7 protein-coding genes are annotated in these 9,847 nt (G+C 43.3%); 3 read left to right on the top strand and 4 right to left on the bottom strand.

The window, feature by feature from the left end:
- Positions 1 to 335 precede the first annotated feature (335 nt).
- The 3 genes from F6J94_RS23890 to F6J94_RS23880 form a co-directional block, all read right to left on the bottom strand.
- The gene (locus F6J94_RS23890; protein WP_293044744.1) at positions 336 to 458 is read right to left on the bottom strand and encodes a hypothetical protein; all 123 of its coding nucleotides are present in this window, start codon (positions 456 to 458) and stop codon (positions 336 to 338) included.
- A gap of 72 nt (positions 459 to 530) precedes the next feature.
- On the bottom strand, positions 531 to 725 hold the full coding sequence (locus tag F6J94_RS23885) for a hypothetical protein (RefSeq protein WP_293044742.1): 195 nt from the start codon (positions 723 to 725) through the stop codon (positions 531 to 533).
- A 572-nt stretch (positions 726 to 1,297) separates the two neighbouring features.
- Positions 1,298 to 1,726 carry a hypothetical protein gene (locus F6J94_RS23880; protein ID WP_293020518.1) on the bottom strand — a complete coding sequence of 143 codons (429 nt, stop codon included), beginning with the start codon at positions 1,724 to 1,726 and terminating at the stop codon, positions 1,298 to 1,300.
- A gap of 230 nt (positions 1,727 to 1,956) precedes the next feature.
- Here F6J94_RS23880 and F6J94_RS23875 point away from each other — a divergent pair, with 230 nt between their 5' ends.
- Positions 1,957 to 2,124, top strand: a complete 168-nt coding sequence (locus F6J94_RS23875; protein WP_293020520.1) for a hypothetical protein — start codon at positions 1,957 to 1,959, stop codon at positions 2,122 to 2,124.
- Here F6J94_RS23875 and F6J94_RS23870 read toward each other — a convergent pair.
- Positions 2,121 to 2,615 carry a TIGR00725 family protein gene (locus tag F6J94_RS23870; RefSeq protein ID WP_293044740.1) on the bottom strand — a complete coding sequence of 165 codons (495 nt, stop codon included), beginning with the start codon at positions 2,613 to 2,615 and terminating at the stop codon, positions 2,121 to 2,123. The two genes, F6J94_RS23875 and F6J94_RS23870, sit on opposite strands and share 4 nt — an antisense overlap.
- Before the next feature lie 720 nt (positions 2,616 to 3,335).
- On the opposite strand from F6J94_RS23870, the gene F6J94_RS23865 reads away from it, so the two are divergent.
- Both F6J94_RS23865 and F6J94_RS23860 read left to right on the top strand, forming a co-directional pair.
- Positions 3,336 to 8,903 (top strand): tetratricopeptide repeat protein, encoded by a 5,568-nt coding sequence (locus F6J94_RS23865; protein WP_293044738.1) that lies wholly within the window; start codon positions 3,336 to 3,338, stop codon positions 8,901 to 8,903.
- Positions 8,903 to 9,697, top strand: a complete 795-nt coding sequence (locus F6J94_RS23860; protein WP_293044736.1) for a sulfotransferase domain-containing protein — start codon at positions 8,903 to 8,905, stop codon at positions 9,695 to 9,697. The genes F6J94_RS23865 and F6J94_RS23860 overlap by 1 nt, the downstream gene beginning before the upstream one ends.
- Positions 9,698 to 9,847 lie beyond the last annotated feature (150 nt).

Genomic DNA, 9,847 nt, shown 5'->3' with positions numbered 1-9,847 from the left:
ACGTCCACCATAATTAGATTACCAGACTTTTTTTCATCAGCACTTATTGTATACAATTCTTTACTTTTTTTTTTGCATACAGAGTTCTGTCGTCGCAATATTATATAGAACATTATTTGTCAATACCTTATTCATTAATATTTTCTCAAACTTGAATCTCTTGCTGTGATTGGCATTAGAGAGCCTCCGCTTATTCAATGCATACATAACATTATTTGTCAAGATATTTTTAATGACTAGTTACCAAAGCTTGAATCTCTTGCTGTGATTGACTAGGGAGTTTTTTCTAACGGAAGAATATCTAATTTAAATGCAAAACTGCTTAATAATTAGAATTAAGTATAGGCAAGGGAGTAGGGGTACATCTCATTAAAGCTGTTTGACCAGGTGCCTGGAATAGCCATCTTGGTGGAACGGGCATCTTGCCCGTTTCCTGGAAAGCCAAAGGCGAACAACATTTTTGAATTAAGAATGTAGAATTAAGAATTAAGAATTTGGAATTCTGCATTCTACATTCTACATTCTGCATTCTACATTCTGCATTCTGAAGAATCATTGCCAACATCAAACACAATCACAAATTCAGCATCCGGCATCAACCGTTTCAGAGCCTTTAAGTGCCCTTCTGCATTAGACCGATTGCGGAACCGAGCAACAACGACCCGTTGCATTTGCGGCAATAGCCGAACAACAGCCCACGGGTGTAGGCGGTGGTAATAAGTCATAATAAATCTTGTCTCTTTTGATGAGGGATCTAGAGCCAGCCTTGGGACCTTGGAGAATCTGTCGGCTGGCTCTTACCATGGAACGTTTTAGCGTTCATGGCATGGTTTTATTATAACACAAAAAACACGATATTATAGCATATTTTAAAAACTTTTGTAACAAATTTTTGGGGTTGCTAAATTTGCGAATCAATAGGAGTAGGGTGGGCATCCTGCCCGCCAGAAAAGATTAGAAACAGGCAAGATGCCGAAAAAGATTAGAAACAGGCAAGATGCCGAAAAAGATTAGAAACAGGCAAGATGCCGAAAAAGATTAGAAACAGGCAAGATGCCGGAAAAAATTAGAAACAGGCAAGATGCCGAAAAAGATTAGAAACAGGCAAGATGCCGAAAAAGATTAGAAACAGGCAAGATGCCTATTCTACAAAGCTCTTTAATTCATTCCATGATTAAGCAACGCCTTTAGGGAACAGGGAACAGAGAAAAAATCCTGTGTACCTGATTAGACTATAAACCGCTATAATAATTAAAAGTGTTGTGTCAATTATTGTGTACTTGGGATGCCAAGCTGACTAGCACGGATCATATAAAAAACTCTGTTTTATCAAGTTCCACTCTCGAATTAAGTGGGTTTCACTTGGCCTTAACTTACGCCCCTTTAACTCAGGGTGACTAGCATAGAATACCGCATCGATTAATGCTGTAATTGTCTCCCCGTAATCCTTCACCTCATAACCATAGTCTCCATGATCAGCATAACAGCTAGGTATTTCCATCCAAACAATCCTGTCTTTCAAAACCTCTTTAATAGCCAACCACTCTTTTTTGTACTGTGTTTGGTGAGACTTGATCCTCTTATCTGACATTTCTGGATTAGCCTGCCAAAAATAAAAGTTAGTAAACCGGTCTAGTACAGACTCGGGAACACACGCAAGTGCTTGACTATGGAAAACAACCGAGGCGGAAATAATTGATAAGCCTAGAGATTGAAATTTGAGCATTGTCCGAAATCGTTACACTTCTTTCTTTAGTCTTCCTTTCCTATAGGGTGTCTTCAGTACCTTTTGTGCATTAGTTCCAGTTAAAAAACTCGGAAAGCTTACTACACAAGGGATTCAGTCTGCCAAAGGAGGTTTCCCCCACTCGCGCTTTGCATCAAGACAGGAAAATTATGGTATTCAACTAACAAAATTTAGGGAAGACAGAACAGGAAACTTCAGATCATGAAATAGTGCGATGCTCCTTGGCCTTGGCCTATTGGCCACGCTACGCGAATGGGCCACGCTACGCGAATGGAGCCGCTACGCGAACGCATTTTCCCCCTGCTGTTTTTAGTCACTCAAAAACTGTTGCACTGACACACTACTTGCGATCCGGCCTAAGTCTGAAACAAATCTAAGCCTGACTTAAAATAGTTTTAACTAACTCAATAGCAACATCTGGACTCGTTGCCAGAAACACATTCTCCTGGGACAGACTACAGAAAAACTCTTGACTCTCTCGATGGTCACTCAACAAAACAACCTTTTTCCAACTTTTGAGAGCCAGAGCAATTTCTGATGCTGTTCCTATGCCCATACCACAGGCAATCACCACATCACTGGAGAGTACATTAATCGTATTGCGAGCATTGCCCATATCCGTAACGATGGCAATATCCACCGCTTCAGACATGGCCCTAGTGTCCTTGGTGGGTAAGATACCAATCGTTAAGCCACCAACCATTTTGGCTCCCCGACTGGCCGCATCCATCACTCCCACATTTCTGCCACCGGTCAGCAGTACCCAGCCATTCTCAGCAATCAGTTGACCGAGACGATACGCACGATTAATGTCAGTAGCAGTGGCCTTGTCTCCAGGCCCCATTACCCCAACCACTATTTTTCTCATGGCTTATTTAACTCTCAGAGACTGTTAATAAAGTAACTCTTAAGATAGCTATCAGCGTGTCGCGTATCAGCTTACGGCGGTTTGCATAACTATCAAGTACACAGGATTTTCTCCTTCTTTCCTCTTCCGTTCGCGTAGCGTGGCCCACGGCCTCAGTCCCTGCTCCCTGCTCCCTAAAAACCCATAAATTTGTACCTAATTGAAGTGCAAACCGCTGTATGTGCTACAAATGGTGCTGCTTGAGGTGCTTTTCAATAAAATAAGCACCTCAAGCAGCATGAGCCTTAGGCTGACGGCTGACGGCTGACGGCTGAATGCTATAGTATGAAGCGTCTGTAAACCTTGTGTAAAACTTAGGTAAAGGTGTGCTTAATTGTCAATTAAATCACACAGACAATTGGAGTTATCTGCTAATAATTTTGTTTGCCAATAATTTCCTTAACAAAACTGAGTTATCAATAACTGATTAACCCATTTTTTAATAAAAATTAGCTATAATTCCTAGCGATATCTAATTTGTAGATTGAGAGGATAGCGTTTCCTAGTAAGGGTCAGATATAGTCAATTTTATTACCCCTCCCCATCTCCCCATCTCCCCATCTCCCCACACCTCCCACACCTCCCACACCTCCCACACTTTCCTCTCTTTCCTCTCTTTCCCGACTCCCTACTCCCTACTCCCTACTCACTACTCCCTACTCCCAGATCAGCTGTTCTCTGTTGCCTTTGGAAATGTTCCATCGACTCAAACGATACTTTCTGATTAGTTCGCCATCCCCCAAACATCATCTGTTGCCCTCAATGGCAGAAGATACCCTGATCACTCCCCATCGACTCCATTATCCTCATTGGCATGGGACTAATGGTGATCTGCCCCCTGTTGCTTTAGTTAACTGGTTATCGACATCAGAAGCATCTAGAGAACAAAACAATAATCAAAATAATAATCAGCATTCGCGTAGCGGCTCTTTTGGAGCATCGCAACTAGGAACTATCCCCCTAGCAGGAGAACAGAAAACAGCGGAATCATGTATTAATCACGGGGATTACCTGTGGGCAAAAGGTCAACTAAATGAAGCAGTGACCCAGTATCACAAAGCTATTGAACTAGACCCTAAATCGAGTTTGGGTTACCAACGTCTAGGAGCAACTTTAAAGCAACAAGGTCAATTTGAACAAGCCAGTGCCTATTATCGCAAAGCGATTGAATTGGCTGGACTAGAAACCGTCAAGTTAGATCGGTCACAATCAAGAGAACAATCTATAGATCAATGTGTTCCTAGCTCTGGTGAGGGCGATTGTAAACAATATCAGTCAGGAGGTCTTTTGGAAGCAGTCACGGTGTATCTACAACAGGCGCAGACTTACTTGAACCAAAGACAATGGCAACAGGCGATCGCTGCCTGTGAGCGCGCCATTAAACTTGCCCCAGATACGGCTCAGGCTTACAAGATTTGGGGAAATGCGCTACAGTTCATGGGTCAGACTACTGAAGCTATGGGTCACTATGGCCAAGCTTTGGAAATTGAGCCGGATTTTGCCGAAGTTTATGCTAATCTCGGTAGCTTGTGTGCTGGTAAGCAGGATTGGGAAGATGCGATCGCATATTATCAAAAGGCGATTAACCTAAAACCCGATTTGACTGGGGCTTATCGCAACTTAGCTAAAGTATGGACTGAGGTGGGAAACCAACAGGAAGTGCTTAAATGCTGTTATCATCAGCTGATGCTAGAGTTGGATAAATCTAAACCAGAGGACTACCTTAATCTAGGCAATCAGTTGTTTAAGGAAGGTCTGGTAACAGAAGCGATCGCTTGTTACCGCCAGGTAATTGACCGGAATCCCCAGTCGGTGGTAGCTTACCAAAACCTGGCAGAAGCATTGAATCGCCAGGGGAAATGGCAAGAGGCCAATGCTTGCTATCGTAAATTACTGCAATTTTATCGAACCGGTTCTCAGTTACCAGCTTCTGAGTTAACAGCTTCTGAGTTACCAGCTGATCAGATAAATGGTCAGTTAACTAGTCATATCAATGGTCACACCCACAATCAAGCTAACGCCTCTGATGCCCTGAAACAGGCTATTGTTCCTGAATTGGTAGACAACCAGAAGCAGCAGCAAGTGTCAATTACTCCCCCTAAACGTTACAGAGGAGGGACGATAAAAGCATCAACTGTTGCCATCGTGCCTAGCCCATCTCAAATTACCGTTAATCCCACCAATCCAACCGTAAAGCCTATCCCTACTGCTCCAGAACGATTAGACCGAGAGCAATTAAAGCCAGAGCAATTAAAGCCAGAGCAATTAGACCGAGACCAATTGGACAGAATTCGCGATCGCACACCACGACTCTGCGGCGGCAATCATCTCCCCCAACTTCCTAACTCTAGAGCTTCTCAGTCTCATCTAGACCTAGATCAAGAGCTTGAGTCGTTTATCAAGGCAGCTCAACAAAATCCAGATTCAGCTAAAGTCCAGGCAAATTTAGGTAGTGCTTATGCTCAGCGGCAGCAGTGGCAAGATGCGATCGCATGTTATCAAAAAGCGATCGCAATTAATCCCAGCTTTGCTGGAGCTTACCGTAACTTAGCAAAAGTTCTAACTCAAACCAATCAACCAGAAGCAGCAGCGGATTATTGGTATCAAGCTCTGACCTTAGAACCAAATACGGTATCTGCTGAAGAACACTTGAATCTCGGTAATACCTTAACCGCCCAAGGGAAATTAACCCAAGGGATAGCTTGTTATCGTCAGGCAATTGAATTGAAACCTAATTTGTCTGAGGCTTACCATCGACTAGGGGATTTGCTAAAAAAGCAAGGACAAGAGCAAGAGCTGCTAACCCTTTATCAGCAAGCAGTTCAAAACAATCCCCAAGATGCTAAAGCTTACTTCTATTTAGGAAACCTGTTCACAGAACAGGAAGCATGGGAGGAAGCTTACCCTTGTTATCTCAAAGCGACTCAACTGCAACCGAATCTTGCACAAGCCCATCATAATTTGGCAGATACCTTAGTTAAGGAGCAACGGTGGGAAGAAGCAGTAACAGCTTACCGTCGAGCCATTGAGATACAGCCAGAGTTTTCCTGGTCTTATAACAACATGGGCGATGCCTTGCTTAAGTTAGAACGGTGGCAAGACGCAGCCGATGTGTTCCGACAAGCCATTGAACTCAAACCAGATTTCCCGTGGTCTTATCAAAATTTAGGTGATGCTCTACAAGCCTTGGAGCAGTGGGATGAAGCAATTATTGCCTATCGCCATGGGATTGAGGTGAAATCCGATTGGCCGTGGTCTTATTACAACTTGGGACAAGCATTAGCAAAAACCGGACAGTGGCTTGATGCGATCGCAGCCTATCGTAAAGCTATCGAACTTGACCCGAATTTTGCTAACGCCTACAGTCATCTCGGTGAAGCCTTAGCCAGAATTGGGGAGTGGGATGAAGCAATTATCTGTTACGAACAAGCCATTGATATTGACCCCAGTCTTCATGTTTCCGTCTACCAGAATTTAGGGGAAGCCTTAGAACGAAAAGGATATAGTAATTCAGACCGCGTTGCTGATTCTGGGTATGATTTTGCCCCCCTAGCCCCCCAGCGAGCAATCCCTCGCTGGGGGGAACAAAACTCTCAAAGTCCCCCAGCGAGGGATTGCTCGCTGGGGGATTTAGGGGGCTTGACCAAAACCCAACCTACGCCCATTCATACTTCAATTGAGCAACGCCATCCAGAGCTTAGGACAAAAGACGATATCTCTAAGTGGCCTCACGTTTTCATTGAACCCTATCATCCCCCCCAAACTCTCCCCGATGGCAGCCCCTGGCCAAAGATATCGATTGTTACCCCTTCGCTGAATCAAGGTGAGTTTATCGAAGAAACTATATTATCAGTGATTCATCAGCACTATCCCAATGTCGAACATATCCTAATTGATGGGGGCTCTACTGATGAAACCATGACCATTGTTAATCAATATCGAGACTACCTTACCTATGTGGTTAGTGAACCCGATAGTGGCCAAAGTGAAGCCTTGAACAAAGGATTTGCGATCGCATCTGGGGAAATCTTGACTTGGCTTAATAGTGATGACCGATTAGCCCCAGGAGCCTTATATAGGATAGCGCTAGCGTTTTATACCAGTGGTGCTGATGTGGTCGCCGGTGTCTGTCAACTGTTTAAAGATGACGTAGCCCTAGAGCAACACTTGACATCCTGTGCTAATGGACTGATGTCCCTTGAAGAAATTTTAGATGTAGAAAGGAATTGGCTAACAGGGAAATTCTTCTATCAGCCAGAAGTCATGTTTACCCGCACCATTTGGGAAAAGTGTGGTGCCTCAGTAGATGAATCTCTCTTCTACAGTATGGATTACGACTTGTGGGCGCGATTTGCTGCCAAGGGAGCCACCTTACAGGTAATAGGTTATCCTGTCGCTCAATACCGTATCCATGAAAACCAAAAGACTAGCACTAAAGATAAGTATGAGCCGGAATTACTATCGGTATCAGAGGCACTGCGGACTAAATTCAATTGTCCTAAGTCTAAAGCGAAAGAAGAGCCTGGGCAACGCCACAGCCTGCGCATTGTGTGCTTCAACGATACCGGATTTCTCGGAGGGGCTGGGATTGCTCACCAACGCATTGCCAAATCCTTAGCCTTAGCAGGGCATCAAGTAATTCCCGTTGCTGGCACATTAGACTGGTCATTGACTCCCGTAGACTGCACAGGGTCAGAGGTTTATCAATTAATTGCTAGTCTCAATCCGGATTTAGTCGTAGTGGGCAATATCCATAATATGACCAATCCCTTGGACATTTTGGAAAGACTTACTAGTCATTTCCCCACTATCTTTGTGATGCACGACCAGTGGTTACTTACCGGACGCTGTGCTTATGTAGGGGATTGTGAAAATTATACCACCCTATGTGATCACGAATGTCCCACTAGCCATGAATACCCGAGCTTAGGATCAGAAAAAATAGCCGACGCTTTTCGTAAAAAACATCGGCTTTTAGGGAGCTATAAAACTTTGTTAGTGCTAGGGGATAGTCACTGGACCACTAATTGGGCTCGTTATGCCTTTGACTATCACCAGCCTCGACGGAATTTCCAAGAATGCGAAAGTAAATTTCAGAGCATTTACTATGGCATTGATTTAGATATATTTAGGCCCTTAGACCAGGCAGAATGTCGCCGCCAGTTGAATTTACCTCAGGATAAATTTATTATACTCACTGGTAGTCAATCTGTAAACGATCAGCGCAAAGGATTTAAGTATCTACTCAAAGCCCTAGACATTGCCAATCTCGATAATATCCTACTGGTTAGTTTTGGTCATGGCTCTGCGATCGCAGAAAACCTTGATATTTGGAGTACAGGATATATCGAGGACCCCTCCTTATTAGCATATTACTACAGCGCTGCCGATGTATTTATTGGGCCATCCCTTCAAGAAGCATTTGGTCAAACCTTTATAGAAGCAGCAGCCTGTGGCACACCAGCCATTGGCTATGGAGTAGGTGGTGTCAAAGAAGCCATCTTGAATCGAGTGTCAGGACGAGTAGTGACCCAAAAAACCCCAGAAGCCTTAGCTAAGGTAATTAAGGAATTATACTATGACCGGCACAAATTAGACCTGTTGGGGAAAACCGCAGCTATTTATATAGCCAACCACTTCTCCTTACAGTCGAGCTATCACAGTTTTATGGTGGCCTTAGACCAAAGCGGTTGGGTCGATAAGCTCCAAATTCCCAGGGCGAGTAAATTTTTAGTAGACTCTCCCGTAGGCTCTGCCAAACTTACTCAACCCCTAGCGATTAAAAGCGGTATTGCCAAAAACAACAGTAGTATTATCTCTGGGGTTGGTATTCAAGGTTATACCCGTCAGGGTTTTGGAGAATTAGAGCAACCATTACCAGACATTGGTATTTTTCGTCCCATTCAGTGGTTACTGTGGCCAGAGGGGGAGTTTGCCATCATTGCCAGTAATCCCAGGAAAGGTCAGCTAGTCATTGCCTGCCGTAACGTCTCCCAGGGTCAGTTTCTTGAAGTTTGGCAACAGGGTAAGTTACTATTGCGAGTAGCAGTGCATCACTGTGGGATCGATCAGGTTAATGTATTTACCCTACCGATTTCGTTACTTGAAGGCGTCAATTTATTTTCCCTGAAGACTGAGACCTATCATGTTGATCAGTCCAATCGACATTTAGCAGTACTGATTGAGGGAATTACCTTTACAGAGCAACTCGATTGGGAACCGTTACGGGAGGGTAGTCAGGAATCCTGATGGAAAAAATTCTATATACACGAGACAATCAGAAAGTCTATCTTGACGTACCTCCCCCTGGTGCTATTCCTAGTTTTTTCGTATTCGCGCTGCACAAATCAGGGAGTGTGATGCAGGACAAAATTATTGAAGATATCGGTTTTACCTTAAACATACCACTGATTAGTGTTGCCAAAACTTCCTTTAATCAAGGGGTAGAAGAAAGTGCCTTTGGTAAGGAGATATGTGACCTTTTTGTCAAAACTGGATATGGCTTTTATGGCTCTCGATATCTCCCTGCCTATCTTAATGATTTCGATTTGAGTGGTTTCAAAAAGATCTTACTGATTCGCGATCCTAGGGATATTGTAGTATCCCATTATTTTTCCATGAAGAACAGTCATGTTATTCCCCCAGGTAAGGTAGGTGATGTCCTTTGGAAAAATCGCCAGCGACTACAAGATATTGATATAGATGAGTACGCGATTCAACAAGCACCGATATTTCGCAAAATAATTCAAAGGTACAGCAAGATTGAAGATCAGTTATTCAAACTGTTTAGGTATGAAGATATCGTTTTCCATAAGCGTCAGTGGGTTGCGGATATTATCACTTTTTTGGAAGTAGAGCTTGAGGATAGCAAAATAGAAAAAATAGCTAAGAAGCACGATATTTTTCCAACTAAAGAAAATCCCGCATTACACATCCGTAAAGTGACTCCAGGGGATTATAAGGAAAAGTTGCAACCCGCCACTATTGATAAGCTTAATGAATGTTTTAAACCTATCTTGATTAAGTATGGGTATGAGAATTAAGAATTAAGAATTAAGAATGTAGAATTAAGAATGTAGAAGGCAGAATTAAGAATTAAGAATTTATAATTTCTAATTTAGAGGGAGCATTTCACCTTTGTAATTATGTATATAGATCCCCCCTAACCCCCCTTTTTAAGGGGGGTTAGGGGA

Source organism: Moorena sp. SIO1F2 (assembly GCF_010672755.1).
Classification (GTDB): Bacteria; Cyanobacteriota; Cyanobacteriia; order Cyanobacteriales; family Coleofasciculaceae; genus Moorena.
This window is presented reverse-complemented; position numbering and strand designations above follow the sequence as displayed.